The sequence below is a fragment of the Bradyrhizobium sp. 1200_D9_N1_1 genome (assembly GCF_052075915.1).
Classification (GTDB): domain Bacteria; phylum Pseudomonadota; class Alphaproteobacteria; order Rhizobiales; family Xanthobacteraceae; genus Bradyrhizobium; species Bradyrhizobium diazoefficiens.
The window spans coordinates 2,039,879-2,060,902 of record NZ_CP197226.1 but is presented as its reverse complement, the minus strand read 5'-3'; the positions used below and the strand labels follow the sequence as shown (position 1 = coordinate 2,060,902).

The 21,024-nt window shown below is 65.2% G+C and carries 20 protein-coding genes; 5 read left to right on the top strand and 15 right to left on the bottom strand.

Annotated features, from left to right (window positions below; translation table 11 throughout):
- Positions 1-333: 333 nt before the first annotated feature.
- Positions 334-684 (top strand): hypothetical protein, encoded by a 351-nt coding sequence (locus AB5K84_RS09985; protein ID WP_038965495.1) that lies wholly within the window; start codon positions 334-336, stop codon positions 682-684.
- Positions 685-785: 101 nt separating this feature from the next.
- Here the strand turns inward: AB5K84_RS09985 and AB5K84_RS09980 are convergent, their stop codons facing one another.
- From AB5K84_RS09980 to AB5K84_RS09965, 4 genes are all read right to left on the bottom strand, one after another.
- On the bottom strand, positions 786-1,199 hold the full coding sequence (locus AB5K84_RS09980) for a VOC family protein (protein ID WP_011089903.1): 414 nt from the start codon (positions 1,197-1,199) through the stop codon (positions 786-788).
- 35 nt (positions 1,200-1,234) lie between these two features.
- A complete protein-coding gene (gene kdpF, locus AB5K84_RS09975; protein WP_011089904.1) occupies positions 1,235-1,774 on the bottom strand; it encodes a K(+)-transporting ATPase subunit F in 540 nt (179 codons plus the stop codon).
- 166 nt (positions 1,775-1,940) lie between these two features.
- Complete coding sequence (locus tag AB5K84_RS09970) at positions 1,941-3,242, bottom strand: RNA polymerase sigma factor (protein WP_011089905.1); 1,302 nt, start codon at positions 3,240-3,242, stop codon at positions 1,941-1,943.
- Positions 3,239-3,607 (bottom strand): YciI family protein, encoded by a 369-nt coding sequence (locus AB5K84_RS09965; protein WP_011089906.1) that lies wholly within the window; start codon positions 3,605-3,607, stop codon positions 3,239-3,241. The genes AB5K84_RS09970 and AB5K84_RS09965 overlap by 4 nt, the downstream gene beginning before the upstream one ends.
- A gap of 144 nt (positions 3,608-3,751) precedes the next feature.
- Here AB5K84_RS09965 and AB5K84_RS09960 point away from each other — a divergent pair, with 144 nt between their 5' ends.
- Together AB5K84_RS09960 and AB5K84_RS09955 are read left to right on the top strand one after the other, a co-directional pair.
- Positions 3,752-4,717: a 2-hydroxyacid dehydrogenase gene (locus AB5K84_RS09960; protein ID WP_011089907.1), complete on the top strand. Its 966-nt coding sequence runs from the start codon at positions 3,752-3,754 to the stop codon at positions 4,715-4,717.
- Between the two features lie 283 nt (positions 4,718-5,000).
- The gene (locus AB5K84_RS09955) at positions 5,001-6,968 is read left to right on the top strand and encodes a methyl-accepting chemotaxis protein (RefSeq protein ID WP_028172994.1); all 1,968 of its coding nucleotides are present in this window, start codon (positions 5,001-5,003) and stop codon (positions 6,966-6,968) included.
- 184 nt (positions 6,969-7,152) lie between these two features.
- On the opposite strand, the gene AB5K84_RS09950 is transcribed toward AB5K84_RS09955, so the two are convergent.
- On the bottom strand, positions 7,153-7,821 hold the full coding sequence (locus tag AB5K84_RS09950; RefSeq protein ID WP_011089909.1) for a TetR/AcrR family transcriptional regulator: 669 nt from the start codon (positions 7,819-7,821) through the stop codon (positions 7,153-7,155).
- 107 nt (positions 7,822-7,928) lie between these two features.
- Between AB5K84_RS09950 and AB5K84_RS09945 the strand changes: the two genes are divergently transcribed.
- Entirely contained in the window at positions 7,929-8,573 is a 645-nt protein-coding gene (locus AB5K84_RS09945; RefSeq protein WP_011089910.1) for a glutathione binding-like protein, read from the top strand.
- A 51-nt stretch (positions 8,574-8,624) separates the two neighbouring features.
- On the opposite strand, the gene AB5K84_RS09940 is transcribed toward AB5K84_RS09945, so the two are convergent.
- The 8 genes from AB5K84_RS09940 to AB5K84_RS09905 all read right to left on the bottom strand — a co-directional run bounded on the left by AB5K84_RS09940 (position 8,625) and on the right by AB5K84_RS09905 (position 17,675).
- Positions 8,625-9,929 (bottom strand): TRAP transporter large permease, encoded by a 1,305-nt coding sequence (locus AB5K84_RS09940; protein ID WP_011089911.1) that lies wholly within the window; start codon positions 9,927-9,929, stop codon positions 8,625-8,627.
- A gap of 31 nt (positions 9,930-9,960) precedes the next feature.
- A complete protein-coding gene (locus AB5K84_RS09935; protein WP_011089912.1) occupies positions 9,961-10,554 on the bottom strand; it encodes a TRAP transporter small permease subunit in 594 nt (197 codons plus the stop codon).
- A gap of 8 nt (positions 10,555-10,562) precedes the next feature.
- Positions 10,563-11,561 carry a TRAP transporter substrate-binding protein gene (locus AB5K84_RS09930; RefSeq protein ID WP_011089913.1) on the bottom strand — a complete coding sequence of 333 codons (999 nt, stop codon included), beginning with the start codon at positions 11,559-11,561 and terminating at the stop codon, positions 10,563-10,565.
- 30 nt (positions 11,562-11,591) lie between these two features.
- Positions 11,592-13,250 carry a hydantoinase B/oxoprolinase family protein gene (locus AB5K84_RS09925; protein ID WP_011089914.1) on the bottom strand — a complete coding sequence of 553 codons (1,659 nt, stop codon included), beginning with the start codon at positions 13,248-13,250 and terminating at the stop codon, positions 11,592-11,594.
- 2 nt (positions 13,251-13,252) lie between these two features.
- On the bottom strand, positions 13,253-15,337 hold the full coding sequence (locus AB5K84_RS09920; protein WP_011089915.1) for a hydantoinase/oxoprolinase family protein: 2,085 nt from the start codon (positions 15,335-15,337) through the stop codon (positions 13,253-13,255).
- A gap of 140 nt (positions 15,338-15,477) precedes the next feature.
- On the bottom strand, positions 15,478-16,299 hold the full coding sequence (locus AB5K84_RS09915; RefSeq protein WP_011089916.1) for an NAD-dependent protein deacetylase: 822 nt from the start codon (positions 16,297-16,299) through the stop codon (positions 15,478-15,480).
- A gap of 146 nt (positions 16,300-16,445) precedes the next feature.
- On the bottom strand, positions 16,446-16,850 hold the full coding sequence (locus AB5K84_RS09910) for a hypothetical protein (RefSeq protein ID WP_011089917.1): 405 nt from the start codon (positions 16,848-16,850) through the stop codon (positions 16,446-16,448).
- Positions 16,851-16,895: 45 nt separating this feature from the next.
- Entirely contained in the window at positions 16,896-17,675 is a 780-nt protein-coding gene (locus AB5K84_RS09905; RefSeq protein ID WP_441232390.1) for a sensor histidine kinase, read from the bottom strand.
- A gap of 745 nt (positions 17,676-18,420) precedes the next feature.
- Between AB5K84_RS09905 and AB5K84_RS09900 the strand changes: the two genes are divergently transcribed.
- On the top strand, positions 18,421-18,681 hold the full coding sequence (locus AB5K84_RS09900) for a DUF1488 domain-containing protein (protein WP_011089919.1): 261 nt from the start codon (positions 18,421-18,423) through the stop codon (positions 18,679-18,681).
- A 53-nt stretch (positions 18,682-18,734) separates the two neighbouring features.
- Here AB5K84_RS09900 and AB5K84_RS09895 read toward each other — a convergent pair whose 3' ends face one another.
- Together AB5K84_RS09895 and AB5K84_RS09890 are read right to left on the bottom strand one after the other, a co-directional pair.
- Positions 18,735-19,571: an SDR family oxidoreductase gene (locus tag AB5K84_RS09895; RefSeq protein WP_011089920.1), complete on the bottom strand. Its 837-nt coding sequence runs from the start codon at positions 19,569-19,571 to the stop codon at positions 18,735-18,737.
- 73 nt (positions 19,572-19,644) lie between these two features.
- Positions 19,645-20,964: a solute carrier family 23 protein gene (locus AB5K84_RS09890; protein WP_011089921.1), complete on the bottom strand. Its 1,320-nt coding sequence runs from the start codon at positions 20,962-20,964 to the stop codon at positions 19,645-19,647.
- Positions 20,965-21,024: the final 60 nt, after the last annotated feature.

The following is a 21,024-nucleotide window of genomic DNA, read 5'->3' as shown; positions in this document are numbered from 1 at the left end:
CATACCCCAAAGTGCAAAATTGATCTGTAGCGCCGCTGCCATCGGTCGCTCCCCTTGTAAGTACGCCCATCCCAGTTTGTAGAATTTATGAAGGAATGATTAGCGATTTTGACAGGCAGTTCACAGCCTATTATTGCGCCAGTTGTTGTGCGATGCGGTCCCGATCATTTCACGAAGCGGCCCCACTGCTCTCGCAAAGTCATGCGAATCGAGACTCCATATTCCTATCCGGCCATGCCGGCCAGTTCGTTTCCCTTAGGTTCCATTTAACCGACGCGATGCAAAATCCCTCACGCGGATTTTGTGTGTCGCGTACCGCACTGAGGGTTCGGCATGATGCGACACGGCTTCGTCTTGCTTACTTTTTGCGCAGCGCTCATGGGCTGCGCGGCGGCGCCGGCGCCGGAGCGTCGTCCGATCGCATGGGACGGCCTCGGACAGAACCCGAACCGGCCACCCGTCACAAAGCGGCGCGCAGCGAACCCCGCACCCACGCAGGAAAATCCCAATCAGGAACGGGAAAGAGTGCTCGGGACCTTGCGCCCCTACTCCGAAGCGTGGTGGGCGGTCCATGACGAAATCGAAGCGGAGAATGACAGGCAGCTCGGCACGAAGCTCGTGATCTGCCCTCGCTGCGTCCAGTCGCCGTCCCCCGGCGAGGACGTGACCGGATCGGTCCGTTGAAACAGCAAACGGCCGATCCGGCTATGACGTGACCGCCTTGGGCGCGCCCCTTACCCGCAACGATCGAGGGAGGGGCGCCGCGTGCCAGGCGGTCGCGCCCGTCACATTCCCTCCGCCGGGCAGTTCACCATCCAGGGGATGCCGAACTTGTCGACGCACATGCCAAACCCCTTGGCCCAGAACGTCTTGCTGAACGGCATGGTGACGGTGCCACCGTCGGCGAGCGCGTTGAACTTGCGCTCGGCGTCCGCGACGTCGGCGATCGTCAGCGAGATCGAGAAGCCCTGCGGCTTCTGGACATGCTCGGGCGGCGCGTCGGAGGCCATCAGCACGCTGCCGCCGGGCAACGACATCCGCGCATGCATGATCGTCTTCTCGCGGCCGGGGGCGGCCGGCATGTCCGGCGGCGCGTCCGAGACGCGCATCATCGCGTCGATCTTGCCGCCGAGAACCTTGGCGTAGAAGTTGAACGCCGCTTCGCAGGTGTCCTGATAGAACAGATATGGATTGAGCATCGCTTCTCTCCTTTTCTTTCCCTGGGCTGTGAGGCTCATTGTTTCTCGGTGAGCTTCTTCAGGCTGACGAGGCCGGCCTCGAAATCCTTGCCGATCATGCTGTCCATGTTGATGAAGACCTGCATCACCTTGGACATGAAGGGCGCCGGACCGTACATCGCCCATGTGACCAGTGTAGCATCGCCTTGCGGCACAAAGGTGAACTCGGCGGTGTTGTGGCCTTCGAAGGGACGCTCGAAATCGAGCTTGATGCGGAGCTTCGACGGCGTGCTCGCCTCGAGGATCTCCATGTGGCCGGCGCCGACGTTGTTGTTCCCGTCCCAGGCATAGGTCGCGCCCTTGCCCCGCGCTGTTCCGCCGAACGTCCGCTTCATGGCGGGATCGCGGTTCTCATAGGGCGACCAGCTGGTCCAGAAGTGGAAGTCGGCGACCACCGGATAGATGGCATCGGCCGGCGCCTTCACGGCGAGCGAACGCTCGACGCGAAAGGTGTCAGGCTTGGTGAGGGCGAAGACGAGGACGCCCGCTAGTCCGACCGCGAGCACGATGGCGATGATGGCAATGGCTTTCAGCATGAATGGCTCCCTGGATACGGGATTAAGACGAAGGGAGGAGGCTGAGGCCGACAATTCGAAATGAGATTTTTTGGATCGTCATTCCGGGGCGGTCCGCAGGACCGAACCCGGAATCTCGAGATTCCGGGTTCGATGCTTCGCATCGCCCCGGAATGACGGCAAGCCGTCATTTCGCCTTCGCACCCTGCCTGGCGCTCCCGTTGCTGCTCTTCGGCTGGCTGTCCCGGATCAGGCGATCGATGTGCATGCGGATATGGGCGGCTTCCGCCGAAGTGTTGGCGAGCGCGATGGCGCGGTCGAAGGCGATGCGGGCTTCGTCATTGCGGCCGAGCTGCATCAGGAAGGCGCCGCGCACGCCGTGGAAATGGAAGTAGTTGCCAAGCTTTGGTGCCAGCGGCTCGATCAGGTCGAGCGCGGCTTGCGGCCCGCGCACCTTGGACACCGCGACCGCGCGATTGAGCGTCACCACCGGCGACGGCTGCGCCAGTTCCAGCGCGCCATAGAGCAGGTCGATCTGGGCCCAGTCGGTCTCCTCCGGCGTCGCCGCACGGGCATGCAACGCGGCGATTGCGGCCTGAATCTGGTAGGGCCCGCTGCGGCGATGGCGCATCGCCTTGTCGATCAGCGCCAGCCCTTCCGCGATCATGGAGCCGTTCCACAGGGAGCGATCCTGGTCCTCCAGCAAGATCAGCGAACCGTCGTCCGCAAACCGCGCGGCGCTGCGCGCATGTTGCAACAGCAGCAATGCCGCCAGCCCCATGATCTCCGGCTCGCTCTGGAACAGCCGCAGGAGCAGCCGCGCCAGCCGGATCGCCTCCTCGCAGAGCGGCTTTCTGATCTCGGCGGTGTCGCCGCTCGCCGAATAACCCTCGTTGAAGATCAGGTAGATCATCGCCGCGACGCCCGCGAGCCGCTCGGAGCGTTCGATCGGGCCGGGCGTTTCGAAAGGCGTCCCGGCCTCCGCGACCTTCGCCTTGGCGCGCGTGATGCGCTGCTCCATCGCCGCCTCCGAGACCAGGAAAGCGCGCGCGATCTGCTTCACCGTGAGACCGGAGACGATGCGCAAGGCGAGCGCGATCTGCTGCGTCGCCGGCAATTGCGGGTGGCAGCAGATGAACATCAGCCGCAAAATGTCGTCGCGATAATGCGAGCCGTCGAGCCGCTCGGCGAGCGCGCCCTCGGCATCGTCGAGATCGGAGATCGCCTGATCGTCCTCGGGCAGCGGCTGCTGCTTGCGGGCGCGCCGCACCTCGTCGATCGCGACATTGCGGCCGACCATGATCAGCCAGGCCGCGGGATCGCGCGGCGGGCCGTTCTGCGGCCAGGTCTTGAGCGCGCGCAGGCAGGCGTTCTGGAAAGCCTCCTCGGCGGTGTCGAGATCGCGGAAATAGCGCAGCAGCGCGCCGACCGCCTGGGGTCGCGCCGAAGTCAGCGCGGTCTCGATCCAGGCGGTATCAGTCTCGCTCACGTCAAATTTCCTCCGGGCCTGAACACGCCGACGGGACGCACCTCATAGGCGCCGCCGGGGTTGGCGGCGCCGAGGTCCCGCGCGACGTCGAGCGCATCGTCGAGGTTCTTGCAGTCGACGATGTAGAAGCCGAGCAACTGCTCCTTGGTCTCGGCATAGGGGCCGTCGAGCACCAGCGGCGGGTCCTCTTTACGCAGCGTCGCCGCCGCGGTGGTCGGCAACAGCCGCGCCACCGGACCGAGCCGGCCTTGGCTCGTGAGCTTCTCCTGCACCACGGCGAGCTTCTTCATCACCGCCTCGTCCTGGTCCTTGCTCCAGGAGCCGACGAAGTCCTCGTCATGATAGCAAAGGATCGCATAAAGCATGGGCAGCACCTTCCCTGACCTCTTGTTGTAAAGACGATCCACTATGCCCCGCCCCGACAGGGCTGCGGAAAAAATTTGCAAGAAAAATCCGGCAGATCGTGCCAAGGAGAGCCCTCAAAATCGGAACACGACGAGGCACTTCGAATGACCAAAGGCACACTGGCCGTCCTGATCAACAGCACGCAGCAGAACTGGCTGCCGGAGCGCTGGAAGGCCCGGTTCGATTCGGTCTGCGGCGGCCGCCGCGTGGTGCTGCTGCCGGATACGGCGCTCGATCCGGCCGAGGTGCATTATGCCGCGGTGTGGAAGCCGGTGCCCGGCGATCTCGGCTCGTTCCCCAATCTGCGCGCGATCTTCAATCTCGGCGCCGGCGTCGATGCCCTGATGGCGGACAAGAGCCTGCCCGACGTGCCGCTGGTTCGCGTCGCCGTGCCCGACCTGACCAATCGCATGACCGAATACGTCGTGCTTCACGTGCTGATGCACCACCGCCAGGAGCTGTACTTGCGGCAGTCGCAGCGCGAGAAGCGCTGGGAGCCGAAATATCAGTGGCCGGCAAGCGCAGTCACGGTCGGCGTCATGGGACTGGGCACGCTGGGTGCGGACGCGGCCGACGTGCTGCGGCGGCTCGGCTTCCGCGTCGCCGGCTGGAGCCGCAGCCCGCGCACCATCGAGGGCGTCGAGTGCTTCCATGGCACCGCCGGAATCGATGCGTTCCTGCGCGCGACCGACATCCTGGTCTCGCTGTTGCCGCTGACACCGGACACGCACGGCATCCTCAACCGCGACGTCTTCACAAAGCTCAACCGCAAGAGCCCGCTCGGCGCCCCCGTGCTGATCAATGCCGGCCGCGGCGGCTTGCAGAACGAAGCCGACATCCTGGCCTGTCTCGACGACGGCACGCTGGGCGCCGCCTCGCTCGACGTCTTCGTGCAGGAGCCGCAGCCGAAAGACAGCCGCTTCTGGACCCATCCCAAGGTGCTGCTGACCCCGCACAACGCCGCGGACACCGACGCAGAAGCGATCTCGGCCTATGTCGCCGAGCAGATCGCACGGTTCGAGGCGGGCGGCGCGCTGGAGAACGTGGTGGACCGGACGCGGGGGTATTAGGGCCGCACGCGGCCGCCCCACCCTCGGCGTCGTCCTGGCGAAAGCCAGGAACCCAATACCCCAGGGAGCAGTCGTGGCGCGAAGTGGCAACCACGAATCTTCGTCAAACTACGTCCGGTGGTTATGGTCCTGGCTTTCGCCAGGACGACATCGGAGTTTTTGGCACGCGCCCACCGTTTCACTCGCCCCCCACAACCACCCCGCTCAGCCGGTATTCCGTTCACCCTCTCTTAGCGAGAAGTTGATAAGCGTTGTTAACCAACGCTCAAAGAACGAGTCGGACATGCGGACGAGCCTCGGCCTCAGGATGCGGATCACGGTTGCGCTGGCGGTGACGGCGGCGGCGACCGCGCTGTTTGCCGTGCTGGGCGCGATGTGGATCATCGCCGGCATCATCGACCGAGCCGACCAGCGCGAACTGCGCAGCCATTACGACGCCCTGCAATCGCGCATCGCCGAGGAATCGCACCGCGCCGCCGCGATGAGCGCCGTGGTGGCCGCGATGCCGGCGACGCAGGAGGCGATGGCGAAGCAGGACCGCGAGGCGCTGGTGCGCCTGTTCGGACCGGTGTTCACTGCGATCAAATCCGACTACGGCGTCGACCAGTTCCAGTTCCACGTGCCGCCGGCGACGTCTTACCTACGCGTGCACCAGCCGGCCAAGTTCGGCGACGACCTCTCCGGCTTCCGCAAGACCGTCGTCGTCGCCAACCAGGACCGCAAGGTCGTGGTCGGGCTCGAAGGCGGCGTGGCCGGGCTCGGCATCCGCGGCGTGGTGCCAATCGCGCAAGGGGCTAAGCATCTCGGCACGGTCGAATTCGGCCTGACCTTCGGCCAGCCTTTCCTCGACGATTTCAAGACCAACCGCCATGTCGACGTCGCCTTCCATCTCGCCGACGGCTCGGGCTTCAAGCTGTTCGGGGGCACGCTGAAGGGCAAGAGCTTCTTCGATACGGCCGATTACGGCCGCGCCGCCGAGGGCGGCTTCACGGTGCGACAAGCCAGGCTCGACACCACGCCGGTCGCCGCGCTGCTCGGACCGATCAGGGACTTTTCCGGCAAGCCGCTCGGCGCGGTCGAGCTTGTGATGGACAATGCCGATTACGAGGCTTCCGCCGATCGCGCCTGGCTGCTGGCGATCGGGATCGCCGCGCTCGGGCTCGTGCTCGCGGCGATCGTCGGCTATCTCATCGCCCGCAGCATCTCGCGCCCGATCCTGTCGATCACGAACGTGATGCGCGAGCTCGCGGACGGACGTCTCGATGTCGCCGTGCCCACCAGCAAGGCGAATGACGAGGTGGGCGCGATGGTGAAGGCGGTCGCGGTGTTCCGCGACAATGCGGTGAATTTTGACAAGCTCCAGGCCGAGCAGCTCGAGGCCAAGGCGCAGTCCGAGGCGGAGAAGCGGCGCGCCTTCGCCGCGCTCGCCGACAATTTCGAGGCCAGCATCCGCGAGGTCGTCACCACGGTGTCCGCGGCCGCGGTCGAGATGGAGCACACCGCGCGCTCGATGTCCGCCATCGTCGAACAGTCGCGCGAGCAGACCCGCACGGTGTCGTCGGCCTCGGCGCTGGCCTCCGAGAACGTGCAGACGGTCGCGGCTGCCGCGGAAGAATTGTCCTCGTCGATGACCGAGATCAGCCGGCGGCTCGCCCACGCGACCGAGGTGGTCGGCAAGGCCGCGAGCGACGGACGGCAATCGAATGCGCGCGTGCAGAGCCTGGCGGATGCCGCGCAGAAAATCGGCGACGTGGTCTCCTTCATCAATGGCATTGCGGGCCAGACCAATCTGCTGGCGCTCAACGCGACGATCGAAGCGGCGCGCGCGGGCGAAGCCGGTCGCGGCTTTGCCGTCGTCGCCTCCGAAGTGAAGGCGCTGGCGACCCAGACCGCGAAAGCAACCGAGGAGATCGGCGCGCAGGTCACCGCGGTACAAGGAGAGACCACCGGCGCGGTCGACGGCATCCAGTCGATCTGTGCGACGATCCAGCAGGTCGACGAAATCTCGGCCGCGATTGCCGCCGCCGTCGGGCAACAGGGCACCGCGACGCAGGAGATCGCACAGAACGTCCAGCAGGCCGCCGCCCGCACCGGCGAAGTCTCGCAGAACATCTCCGGCGTCACCGCCGGCATCGCAGCGACCGGAACGGCGGCCGAGGAAGTGCTGGGCTCCGCGATCGAGCTGTCGAAGCAGTCGCAACGGCTGCGCGACGAGGTCGATCGTTTCCTGGCGCATATCCGGGCGGCGTAGCTCACACTACAGATCAGGTGGTCGTCCTGGCGAAAGCCAGGACCCATTACCGCAGGGGCGAGTTGCCGCGCGAAGTTCTAACCCCGAATCTTCGCCAAACGACATTCGGTGGCTATGGGTCCTGGCTTTCGCCAGGACGACACCGGGGAGATAGCTCGCGCCACATACTCACTGTCGTCCCGGCCTAGCTCTTCGCGCCAGCTCCCGCCATCACGTCGATCGCGCCCTTCACGATTGCTTCCAGATCTTTCCGCGAGACACGCGCGCGCGAGCGGATGGCGATCGAGTGTACCGTCGCTGATGCAAGCTGGGCCAGAACGGCCGGGTCGGCGCTCTCCGGCAGTTCGCCCTTCTCCTTGGCGCGGCGGAAGCAATTCGCAAACGCCTTGTCGAGCTCGGCGAGACCGTCGAGCACCATGGCGCGGATGTCGGGATCACCGACCGCTTCGGACGCCGCCGTCACCACCGTGAAGCAGCCGCGCGGGCCCGTTTCGCCGGACAGATAGATGTTCAGCGCGGAGGCGAAGATGCGCTCCAGCCGCTGGCGCAGCGGCATCTCCTCGCGAAAGATCGCGGCCATGGATGCCCGCGCGTCCTCGCGGTAGCGCTGGTAGCTCTTGATATAGAGCTCGCGCTTGTCGCCGAAGGCCCCGTAGAGACTCGGCCGGTTCATGCCTGTGGCCTCGCTGAGATCGTCGAGCGAAGTCGCGGCAAAGCCCTGCCTGCGGAATAGGTCGAGCGCCTTGCCGAGCGCGACATCGGGCTCATAGGCCCGCGGACGGCCGCGGCGCTTAGGTTCGCCGCGGCGCTCGGGCTCATTGGCAGCAGTTGGCGGCTTCGATTTTTGTACCATTTCGCAAATTAATCCTTGACCGCCGATATATTATGCAACACAGTACAAAAATCAATCTGGCCAGGTTGAGCGATACCCGAAAGAGGAACTGCCCAAGGAGGCTACAGATGGATCTCTATTTCTCGCCGCTCGCCTGCTCGATGGCGACCCGCGTCGCGCTGTACGAAGCCGGCGCCGAGGCGAATTACCTCGAAGTCGATCCGCCGACCAAGAGGGTGCTGAAGGACGGCACCGATTTCCGCACCGTCAACCCGATCGGCCTCGTGCCGACGCTGCGCACCGACGAGGGCGTGGTGCTGACCGAGAACGCGGCGATCCTGCAATATGTCGCGGACCGCTTCCCGCAATCCGGCCTCGGCGCGAGCGCGGGCATCGAGCGCACCCGACTGCACCAGTGGCTCTGCTTCATCGGCACCGAACTGCACAAGGGGCTGTTCATTCCCGTGCTCGACCGCAAGGCGCCGCAGGAGACGAAGGCCTACGCGCTGGAGAAGAACCTGTCGCGGCTCGATTATCTCGACAACTACCTTGAGGGACGCGACTTCCTGCTCGACCATTTCAGCGTGGCCGACGCCTATCTCGTCACGGTCATCAACTGGACTATGGCGACGCCGCCGATCGAGCTCGCCAAATGGCCGAACGTGAAGGCCTATTACGAACGCCTGCGCCAGCGGCCGTCGGTGGCGAAGGCGATCGCGGAGGAGTTCGAGTTGTACAAGGCCGAACAGGCGCGGAAGAAGGCGGCGGCGTAAGCTTCGTGAATCAAGACGCCGTCCCGGCTATGTCGCCGGGGCGGCGCAAATCTATCCGTACAGCACCCGCGGCAGGATCGTGACGATCCCGGGCCACAGCGTCAGCAGCAGCACGAAGCCGACCATGATCATGAGATACGGCATCGTGACGCGCGCGATGTAGCCGAGGCCGTCTTCGGTCAGGCCCTGGATCACGAACAGGTTGAAGCCGACCGGCGGGGTGATCTGCGCCATCTCAACGGCGAGCACCAGGAAGATGCCGAACCAGATCTCGTCGAAACCTGCGCCCTTCACGATCGGCAGCACGATCGGCAGCGTCATCACGATCATCGAGAAGCCATCGAGAAAGCAGCCGAGGATCAGGTAGAAGATGATCAGCACCACGATCAGCATGAAGGGCGACAGGCCGAGGCCCTTGACGAAGGCGGCCACCGCCTGAGGAATGCCGAGGAAGGCCGCGGCATTGCCGAGGATCGAGGCGCCGAGCACGATCAGCGCGATCATCGAGCAGGTCACGACCGAGCCGATCAGCACGTCGCGCATCACCTGCTGCGACATCGAGCCTTGCGCCCAGGCCACCAGCCCCGCCCCGAGCACCCCGACGGCGGCGGCCTCCGAGGGCGTGGCGAGCCCGCCATACATCGAGCCGAGCACGCAGGCGATCAGGAACAGCGCCGGCGCGAGATCCTTGAGCGCCGCAAAACGCTCGCCCCACGGCACCTGCGAGAGTTTTGCTTCCGTCTCCGGCACCATCGAGGGCTTGAGGGTCGTGTGCAGCATCACCCAGCCCATGAAGGTCGCCGCCAGCAGCAGGCCGGGCAGCACGCCGGCCGTAAAGAGCTTGAGAATGGAGACGTCGCCGAGCACGCCGTAGATGATCATGATGTTGGACGGCGGGATCAGGAAGCCGAGCGTGCCGGCGCCTGCGAGCGAGCCGATCGCGATGTCGCGCGAATAGCCGCGGCGCAAGAGCTCGTTGAGCGACATGCGGCCGATCACCTGCGTGGTCGCCGCGGACGAGCCGGAGATCGCCGCGAAGATGGTGCAGCCGATCACGTTCACATGCAGCAGCCGGCCCGGCAGCAGACCGGCCCAGGGCGCAAGTCCCTGGAACAGCGAGCGCGACAGGCGGGTGCGGAACAACAATTCGCCCATCAGGATGAACAGCGGCAGCGCCAGCAGCTCCTGCGTGGTCAGAATGTTCCAGGCGTATTGCGGCAGCAGCTTGTCGAGCGGAATCGAGCGGAACATCGCCAGCAGCAGCGTGGCGGTGAGCGCGAGCGTGAGACCGATCCAGACACCGCCTGCCAGCAGCGCGAACAGGATCCCAAACAGGGCGACGACTTCGATGGTCATGCGATCTTGAATCCGGGTGCGGGCAAAACGATCATTCGACGGGCGAGGCCTTCATGCGGTGATCCTCGAGCGGCAGGCCGAGGGTGGCCTGGATCGCGCGCGCCAGGAACTGGAGCGTAAGCAGCAGCATGCCGAAGGTGACGACGGCTTCCGGAAACCACAGCGGCGTGTCGCTCGAGGTCGAGACCTGGCCGCGCACATAGGCGCCGTAGGCGAACTTCGCCATCGCCGAGGTCAGGAACGCCATGAAGGCGAAGCCGGCGGCGGCCGAGAGGATTTCGATCGCACGTTGGAACGGTGCGGGGACGTTCTTCAGCAGCAGCACCACGCGGATGTGGCCGCCGACGCGCAGGGTCATGGCGGCGCCGAAGGTGAAGGACGCCGCCATCAGGTAGGAGGAATATTCCCACGCGATCGAGATGGTCGGCGGGAAGAACGGCAGGAAGTTCGAGAGGAAGCGGGTTGCGACCTCGCACAGCATCAACAGCGTCAGCGTCAGCAGACAACCGCCGCCGATCCAGCCGTCGAGCCGGCCGAGACGGTCGATGCCGTCGAGCAGGATGCGCAGCGGCGCGGGCGCCGCTGCATTGAGGCTTTGCGGTGCTGCGGGCGAAACGCTGACCATGGCTTGGCTCAGCGCTTCATTTCAGCGAGATAGGCCCGCACCGGCTTGTCGGCCGCCGGCACGCGCTTGAGGAAGGCGTCGAGCTGCGGCGCGGTCTTGGCCCGGATGTCCGTCATCATCGCATCCGAGACCGGGATCACCTCCATGCCGCCTTCCTTGAGGCGGTTGAGACTGTCGACGTCGGCCTTGAGCGAGTTCGCCCAGAAACCCGGCTCCATCTTCGCGGCGGTATCCGCGACGAGCTTCTGCTGATCCGCGCTGAGCGCCTTCCACGAGTCGAGATTGACCGTCAGCATCTGCGACGACCAGACGTGGTTGGTCGGATAGATGTACTTCAGAAATTCCCAGAACTTGCCGTCGACGCCCGACACCGCCGAGGTGGAGACGCCCGAGACAGCCCCGGACGCCAGCGCGGGGATCGTCTCGCCCCAGGGGATCATCACCGGCGCCATGCCGACCACCGCCAGCATGTCGACGGCGTTCTTGTCGGGCACGCGGATCTTGATGTTCTTCAGGCCCTCGAGGTCGGCGACCTTGACCTTGAGATGCAGGTACTGCGTCGGCCACGGCACGATGTAGAGGATCTTCTGGTTATTACGCGCGGCGACCTTCTCGTATTCGGGCCGCACATATTTGTGCAGCACCTTGAGCTCGTCCATCGAGCTGCACAGGAAGGGGATGCTCTCCACGCCCATGAAGGGCTCATCGCCGACCTGCTGGATGTTGAGAACGTCGGCGAGCGGCACGAGGCCATCGCGCACGGCGCGCAAGTGCTCGGGGCCCTTGAAGCCGAGCTGGCCGCCGGCCTTCACGGTAATCGCGACCGAGCCGCCGGTCTGCTTCTTCACCTCCTCGGCGAACGCCATCGCATTCTGGGTGTGGAAATTGCCGTCGGGCCAGACCGTCGACATGTCCCAGCTTGTCGTCGCGGCCCGCGCGCGGGTCGAGATGTGGCCGGCGGCGAGCAGCGTCGCTGCGCCCGCAGTGAAGTTCCGTCGCGTGATCATTGAGCCCCTCCGTTCACGACGCCTGACGCGTCACCGCGTGTACCCATAAACCGCAACCGCGTTGTCCGCAGACACGAGGCCGCTTTCGATGTCGTCATTGACGGCCGCGCGCGCCCGCTCGGCCGGATCGCCGATGCCGGCGCCGCCGGGCGTCAGCACCACCAGCCGGTCGTCCGGCGGCACCTGCTGAAAGCCCTTGCCACGCAGCTTCTTGCCGGATTTCAGGCCGACATAGCCGGCCTCGCCGTTCCGGCCGCCGTCGCGGCCACGCGGCGGATGATCAATACGATCGAACGCTGCCAGAATGTCGAACGGCGCGTCGACGCCGCTGCCGACCTCGATGATCTGGCCGAGGCCGCCGCGGGTGCGCCCTGCCCCGCCGGAATCCGGGCGCAGCTCCTTGCGCCAGAAGATCAGCGGCGTCTGTGTTTCCGCGATCTCGACCGGCGTGCCGCGCACGCCGCTGGGATAGGCGGTGGCCGACAGGCCGTCCTTGCCGAAGCGAGCACCGGTGCCGCCATTGCTGGTGACCGCCATCGAGAACCCGTAATTGCCGCCGACGCCCGAACGGGTCTGTCCGCGCACATTGAGATTCCACAGGCACGAGGTGCCTTCCGCCGGCACGCGCTCGGGAATGATCTGGCGCAGGCAGCCGAACACCACGTCGGGCAGCATCTGGCCGATGATGTGGCGCGAGGCGACCGGCGCAGGCTTCGGCGCATTGAGGATCGCGCCAGGGGGAGCCGACACCGTCAACGGCGAGAGCGAGCCGGCATTGTTCGGGATCTGCGAAGCGACGACGCAGCCGAGGCCGAACACGGTGTAGGCCGTGGTGTAGGACAGAGGCACGTTGATGCCGAACTTCGAGGCGGCCGAGGTGCCGTCGAAATCGACGTGAATGCCCGCGTCCGAGATCGTCAGCGTTGCGGCCAGCGTCACCGGCGCGTCATAGCCGTCAACGACCATGGTGTTGCGCCAGCTTCCCTTCGGCAGCTTGGCGATCTCGGCCAGCACGGCCTCGCGCGAGCGGTCGCAGATGTAGTCGCCGAGCTCGTCCAGCGTGTCGATGCCGAACTCGGTCATCATCTCGACCAGGCGCTCGCAGCCGACGTCGTTGCAGCCCGCGAGCGAATAGGTGTCGCCCTCGGTGTCGATCGGCAGCCGCGTGTTGGTGCGGATCATCGCCATCAGCGTCTCGTTGACGACGCCCTGGTCGATCAGCTTCAGCATGGGGATGTAGAGCCCCTCCATGAACACGTCGGTGGCGTCAGGGCCGAAGCCGATGCCGCCGATGTCCATGAGATGGCTGGTGCAGGAGAACAGCGCGACCGGCTTGCCGTCCTTGAAGCAGGGCGTGGTGACGACGAAGTCGTTGAGGTGGCCGGTGCCCATCCAGGGATCGTTGGTGATGTAGGCGTCCCCCTCCTTCATCGTCTCGATCGGGAAGCGGTCGATGAAGTGCTTGACCGATTCCGCCATCGAGTTGACGTGACCGGGCGTGCCGGTGACCGCCTGCGCCAACATCCGCCCCTTGAGGTCGAACACGCCGGCGGAGAGATCGCCGCATTCGCGCACGATCGGGCTGAACGCGGTGCGGAGCAGCACCTGCGCCTGCTCCTCGACCACGGCGATCAGCCGGTGCCACATGATCTGAAGGTCGATCAGGCTCGCGCCATTTGCCTTGCTCATGATCAAGCTGCCTTCCGTTCCATGACGATGCTGCCGGCACCGTCGATATGGGCGTCAAAACTGTTGGAGACGAAGGTCGAGGTCTCATCCTCCGCGATCACCGCGGGGCCGGCAATCGTCGCCCCCGGCGCCATGTCCTCGCGGCGATAGAGCGGGATCTCGATCACCTCTCCGGCCCGGCCGTCGAAGAATTTCCGGCTGCCGGACGCCTTGCCCGCAGGCATGCGTGCGACGGAAGCGACGACGGACGGATTGCGCGCATCGGTGGTCGCGAGCACCGACCAGCTCAGGACCTCGATCGCAGCGCCCGGAATCGACCGCTCGAACATGGAGGAATAATCCGCCTCGAACTTCTGGCGCAGGCCGGCGAGATCGGCTGAATTCAGCGGCCGGTTCGGCAGCTCGACGCTGATCTCGTGGCCCTGGCCGACATAGCGCATGAAGGCCGCGCGGCGTTCATGCACCGGCGCACCGGCAGCACCAGGCTCGACCAGCGCACGCGCCTCGGTCGCCATCTCCTGCAAGAGGTCGGAGACCGCTTTGGTGTCGAAATCGTCGAGCCGGACGTGACGGCTGCGCACCAGTTCGTAAGCGATGGGCGCCGCCAAAAACCCGACCGCGGAGCCGACGCCAGCATTCGACGGCACGATCACCCGGGAGACACCAATCTTCTCGGCGACACGCGCCGCATGCAGCGGTGCGGCACCGCCGAAGGCGATCAGCGTATGCTGGCCGACCACGGCGCCACGCTCGACCGCGTGCACGCGTGCCGCACTCGCCATGTTCTCGCAGACGACCTCGTGCACGGCATAGGCCGCGGTTTCCGCCGACAGGCCCAGCGGCTCGCCGACGCTGCGGAGCAGCGCTTGCTTCGAGAGCTCCGGGTCGAGCTTGATCGTGCCCCCCGCGAAGGCGTCGGGATCGATCATGCCAAGAGCGACGTCCGCATCGGTTACGGCCGGGCGCTGGCCGCCGCGGCCGTAGCAGGCGGGGCCCGGCTCCGACGACGCGCTCTCGGGGCCAACGGTGACGCGCTTCATCGCGTCGACATGGGCGATCGAGCCGCCGCCGGCGCCGATCTCGACCATCTCGATCACGGGAATGCGCACCGGCAGGCCGGAGCCTTTCAGGAAGCGCGCAGCGCGATCGACCTCAAACACGCGCGAGGTCTCGGGCTGGTATTTCTCGATCAGGCAGATCTTGGCCGTGGTGCCGCCCATGTCGAAGGAGAGCACCTTGCTCTCGCCGAGACGCGCCGCGATCTGCGCCGCGAAGATCGCGCCGCCGGCGGGACCGGATTCGATGAGGCGCACCGGAAAGCGCCGCGCCGTCTCGATCGAGGTGACGCCGCCGCCGGACGTGACGAGATAGATGGCGCCGCGGAACTGCTCGACCTGCAGGGCATCGGCCATGCGGGCGAGATAGCCGTCGATCAGCGGTTGCACATAGGCGTTCGCGACCGCGGTGGACGTGCGCTCATATTCGCGGATCTCCGGACACACGGCCGATGACACCGTCACGGAAACGCCGGGCATCTCCTCGCTGAGGATCGCGGCTGCGCGGCGCTCATGCTCGGGATTGGCGTAGGAGTGCAGGAAGGCGATTGCGACGCTCTCGACCTTCAATTCACGCAATTTTGGCGCGAGTGCGCGCACCGACGCCTCGTCGAGCGGGAGGCGGATGGCGCCGTGCGCGTCGATGCGCTCGGGCACGGTGAAGCGCAGACTGCGCGGCGCCAGCGGCCTCGGCTTGTCGATGGTGAGGTCGTATTGGTCGTAGCGGCTCTCGGTGCCGATATCGAGCACGTCGCGAAAGCCGTCGGTCGCGATCAGCGCCGTCTTGGCGCCGCGGCGCTCGATGATGGCGTTGGTCGCGAGCGTGGTGCCGTGAATGAAGACGTCGATGTCGCTGATATGGGCGCGCGCATCGGCGAGAATGAGACGCATCCCGTCCAGCACCGCCTGTTCGGGCCGCTGCGGCGTCGTCAGCACCTTGCGCGTCTTGCGCACCTCGCCCATGTCCAGAACGATGTCGGTGAACGTGCCACCGATATCGACGGCAAGCCGCACCTCGGCTCCCTCAAGCATTCCAAATTCTCCGGCTGATCGTCAAGACTGGGGACAAAAACGCAGCAATTTCCGTGCCATCAGGCATGCCGGCAACGCCGCGCCCGGCTATTCTGCTTGGCACCCATGCAATAGGCAAGGCGTGTTCGCCCCGCACGCGATCAGAGCAGGAATGCAAGCGCCGCTTCGCAGCGCTCCTCGACCTTGAGCGTCAGGAGATCGTCGGCGCGGGTGCGCCCGAGATTGACCGCGGCGATCGGGATCTGCCGCTGCGCGGCAGCCTGCACGAAGCGGAAACCGGAATAGACCATCAGCGAGGAGCCGACGATCAGCATCGCGTCAGCCTGCGACAGATGGTCCTGCGCGGTGGCGACGACGTCGCGCGGCACGTTCTCGCCGAAGAACACGACGTCGGGCTTGAGGATGCCGCCGCAGGCTTCGCAGGCGGGCACCTTGAACGACGAAAAATCCGCGTGCTCCAGATCGGCATCGCCATCAGGCGCATCCGAGGCATCGAGCGCGAGCCATTCTGCGTTGGCGCGGCCAAGCGTATCCTGGAATTCGCTCCGCGGCGTCTTCGCCCCGCAGCCCATGCAGCGGACCAGATCGAGCCGACCATGCAGGTCGATCACCTGCCTGTGGCCGGCGGATTGATGCAGCCGGTCGACATTCTGGGTCAGCAGCATCCCGCACCGCCCGTTCGCCTCGAGCCGGGCCAGCGCATGGTGCGCATCGTTCGGCCTCGCCTGACCGAACCGCCGCCAGCCGATCAGGCTGCGTGCCCAATAGCGCCGGCGCGTGTGCTCCTCCGACATGAAGGCCTGGAAATTGACCGGCTGGGTCCGCTTCCAGTTGCCATGGCTGTCGCGATAATCGGGAATGCCCGAATTGGTGCTGCAGCCGGCGCCGGTCAGCACGAACAGACGTTGGTGCCGGGCGACGAAATCCTGGAGCGATTGGTTTGCCAGCGGAGCATTTGACATGGCGCAGATGTAGTCCGCGCCGCGACATTTTGCCAGATCACTCCCGGACCGGCGGATCGAAGCCGGCGACGGCTTGATCCGCGCCGGAGAAATGCCGGCGGCGAATGCTCGCGCACCCGTTTGTTCTGCCCCGAACACATCACCCGTCAGATCTTGCTGGGATCGGTGTCATGCCTGTGCTTGTGAAGAAACCGGGCTATCTGCCCACGGAGCGCCGCCGTGTCCAACAATGTTCCGACCGATCCGGCGGTGTCGAAGATCTCCCGCTGAAGCGTCGTCGGCAGGGAATTCCATTGCATGATGACGGCCGCGCCGAGACACCGCAAGACACGCTCTTCCTCCGCCGCCAGGGCTGCGCCGCGCAGTCGCTCCGTCCCCCCGGCGTTCACTGCATCCACGTATTGGTCCGCGAGGACCTGCTCGTTGTCCGCGCGCGATGCAAGGCTGTCCTGCAGTTTCTCGAATTTGCGGGTATCATCCTTGCCGGGCGAACTCCTGGCCAGTTCGCCGTACGCGGCCGCTCTTGCACGATACTGTAGAAATTTGAACATGCCGCCTCCTTTCGTTGAAAGTCTCGGCGTATTTCAGCCTGCCGGCTAGGCCGGCATCGGGACACTCAGAGAAGCCAATGGAGCGTCGAACGTGTACGCGAAGCCCCTCTCCGCGTAGGTCAATTGCACGTCGCCCTGGAGTTCGCGACCCAGCGTCTCGATCAATCGCGTTCCGAAGCTGCGCTTTGCGCGTGACTGGATCACCGGACCATTCTTCTCGATCCAGGTCAGGCGCAAGCGTTGCGTCTGCGGATCGATCGTCCAGTGGAGATCGACGCACCCCTTTGGAGCGGAAAAGGCTCCATACTTCGTGGCGTTCGTGCAAAGCTCATTGAGCGTCATCGCGACCGCGACCACGGCAGCCGAATTGATCCGGAGATCGGGCTCCGAAATCGAGAACTTCGATTCAGCAGGATCGTCGAAAGCTTCGACGGCGCTGCGGACGACCGCCCCGAGGTCGGCGCTCGACCAGCTCGCCCGCACGAGGAGATCGTGCGCCCGGCCAAGCGCGAGCAGCCGCCCCGCGATCGCCTGCTGTGCGTGCGCCAAGCCTTGCTCGCCGCGCAAGCTCTGGGAGACAATGGCGGAGACGGTCGCGAGCGTGTTCTTGATGCGGTGGTGCAGCTCTTCAAGGATCAGCTTTTGCAGCTTCTCGGACGTCTCTCGCTCCCTGGCGTCGATGCCCGCCCTGGCAAGCAGGCCCCTCGTGTTGATCTCGGCCTGGGCAAGGAGAAGCCGCAGGCTGACATTCTCTGCCGCCAGAGCATCCTCATGCGATTCTCCGCCGCCGAGGTGCTGGCCCGTGCGGAGATCGATCTCGAGCATTGGCGACTGTGTCACGAGGGTTGCTGCCGGACCTGGTTTCAGTGGAACGTTCCGTCACGAAGGCGGGATTTCAGCGGCGTCGTGATCTTGCTTGGGCGCCTTCGCTGGCGAGAAATAGGCGTGGATTTCAGCGGCATTTCCAAGAATTGCTGCCCTGCGCATTGCCGCCATGCGCTTGTCTCCCGACGGCATCTCGCGAGCTCGACGGAGGGCGTCGATCGCCCTCGCGTTCAGCTCGCAACCCAACGACGGCTGAATTGAATCCGATGAGGTACTTGCCTGATCCGACGGCGAAGGCGCGCCGAAGCCGACTACCATTGAATCAACATCGAAACGGCGATCACAAGCACGAAGAAGATGGGCAGCAAGACCGGAGGTACGAGCCACTCGCGAAGGATGAATCCGGGGGAAACCGACATATTGACCGCCTCTTGGTCGCGGCGGGAGCGCAATGCTCTCAGTCACCGATAACGGCCGAGGGGCGAGCGGTGATCGACGGGATATAGTCACCTTTCGCCGAATAGCGAGGCTTGCGACGAACTATTTGTCGCGAGCAGCATCGAACCGGGTTGTATCCCTGTCGCCAGATCATCATTTGAAAGAGGCGCAACCGGTTCGCTCTTGTCAGGTCTCGACGAAACGTCCGTGTACCTGACGTACGCAAGCCGAGCGTCGGCCACCCAGCGTGCCCCCGGCTCAAACGGCGTGAAGGCGCACGGCACCTGCAACCTGATCGGCCCGAACCATGATTGATTTCCCAAATCACAGTCGCTCATATGACCAGACACGGCGTGCCGTGCGGTTCTGGGGACACGACAGCGCCATCGAGGCCTCGTTCTTCATCGATGAAGGCGCGTTGATGCGGATTCAACCGGGCGTCCATGCGACCGAATCGGGACTCCTGAACGCGTTCGATTGCAATCGCGACTTGATATGTGCCACCGCGGCCAGGAAGTATGTGCGCGGCAGCAGAGGCTCCTACGACCTGCTCGCAGGAGATTTCTGAAGCGATCGGCACGAGGGTGAAGAGTTCGTGGCTTCGTCCGTGAGCCCACGTTTCTAGCTTGCCCAGTTCTCGCGAAACTCGGGGAACATGGTCAGGCCCCCGCAGGCATAGATCGTCTGCCCGGTGATGTAGCTCGCATCGTCTGAAGCAAGGAAGGCGAACACGGCGGCGATCTCTTCCGGCGTGCCGACGCGGCCGAGCGGAATATGGCTGGTGACGACGCCGCGCTTTTCCGGGTCGCCCGTCCAGGCCGCGTTGATCGGCGTGTCGATCGCGCCCGGACCTACCGCATTGACACGGATGCCGTGCCTCGCGAATTCGAGCGCCAGCGTGCGCGTGAGGTTGGCCAGGCCGCCCTTGCTGATCGAATAAGCGAGATAGCCGGGCTTCGGAATGATCTGGTGGACGCTGGAGCAATTGATGATGCTGCCGCCTCCGCCGCGCGCGACGAAATGCGCCAGCGCCTTCTGCGCGCAGAGCACGGCACCGTTGAGATTGACGTCGATGATGCGGCGATAGGTTTCGACGTCGAGCGCATCGCTCGGCGATTCCCGCTGGAAGCCGGCATTGTTGACGAGACAGTCGAGGCGCTTCCAGCGCGCCAGGATGGTCTCGAACATCGCGGCGATGTCCTGCTCGCTGCCGATGTCAGCCTGGACGATGACATGATCGAGCCTGCCGTGGCCGCGGTCGCCCGATGCCGTCCGCGCGAGCGCGAGCGTCTCTTCGGCCTTCCCAGGGTGATCGAAATAGTTGATGGCGACGGTCGCGCCTTCCTGGGCGAGCCGGACGGCAACGGCACGGCCGATGCCTTGCGAGGCGCCGGTCACCAGCGCGTATTGGCCAACGAGGCGCGTGGGAAAGGGGATCGAGCGGTCGGTCTGTGGCATGAGCTTTCTCCGGAGTGCCTCATCATCGACGGAAACGACGTTTTGTTCCATCACACCAGCGCAGCCCTGGGATTCATTCCGCGTGTTGCGCGAGGGAAGAGGTGAGGATCTGATAGAGGATGATGGCGCCGAAAGTCGCGGTTCCGATCCCGCCGATCGTGAACGCGCCGAATTTGAGCGTGAGGTCGCCCGCGCCCGCGGTCAGCGCCACGGCGACGGTAATCAGGTTCGCGGGATTGGCGAAGTCGACCTTGTTCTCGACCCAGATCCGCCCGGCCATCGCCGCGATCAATCCGAACAGCACGATGGAGAGGCCGCCGATGACGGGACCCGGGATCGACAGGATCAGCGCGCCGAATTTCGGCGAGAAGCCGAGCAGGATCGACACCGTGGCCGCCAAGGCAAACAGCAGCGTCGAATAGACCTTCGTCGCCGCCATGACGCCGATGTTCTCGGCATAGGTGGTGACGCCGGTGCCTCCGCCGCAGGCTGCGACGATCGTGGCCAGGCTGTCGGCGAACAGGGCGCGGCCGAGATAGGCATCGAGGCTGCGGCCTGTCATGGCACCGACGGCCTTGATGTGCCCGAGGTTCTCGGCGACGAGGATGACCGCAACCGGCGCGATCAGGAAGATCGCATCGGCCTGGAAGGTCGGAGTGGTGAATTTCGGCAGGCCGAGCCACGACGCGGCCGAGAGCAGTGCGAAGTCGATCGGCTTGCCGAAGCCGAGGCCGTTCGCGAACAGAAAATACAAGAGATATCCGCCGATCGCCCCGAGGATGATCGGCAGGCGGCGCCACAGGCCTGGAGCTGCAACGGCGACCACGCCGATGATGAGAACGGTCGCAAGCCCGATCCAGGTGTCGAACGCATTGGCGCTCACCGCCTTGACCGCGACCGGCGCGAGGTTGAGACCGATTGCGGCGACCACGGCGCCGGTGACGGCCGGCGGCATCAGGCGCTCGACCCAGCCGACGCCCGACCACATCACGATCAGCGCAATCGCGCCGTAGAGCACCCCGGCTCCGACGATGCCGCCGAGCGCAACGGAGATGTTCGGGTTCGGCCCCTGCCCGGCATAGCCCGTGGCGGCGAGGACAACGGCGATGAAGGCGAAGCTCGATCCGAGATAGCTCGGCACGCGTCCGGCGACGATGACGAAGAAGATCAACGTGCCGACGCCGGAGAACAGGACCGCAACATTGGGATCGAACCCCATCAGCAGCGGCGCGATGATCGTCGAGCCCGACATCGCCACGCAATGCTGCAGACCGGAGACGATGGTCTGGCCCCATGACAGCCGCTCCTCCGGCATGATCACGCCCGAGGTCTTGAGTTTCCAGCGCGGAAAATAGCCCTGCGTCTGCTCGTCCGAGCCTGTCGTGGTTGTCATGCTCCCCCCGTTGCGGTGCAGCGATTGATCTTCGTGCGATCCGACAAAAATGTGATTGTC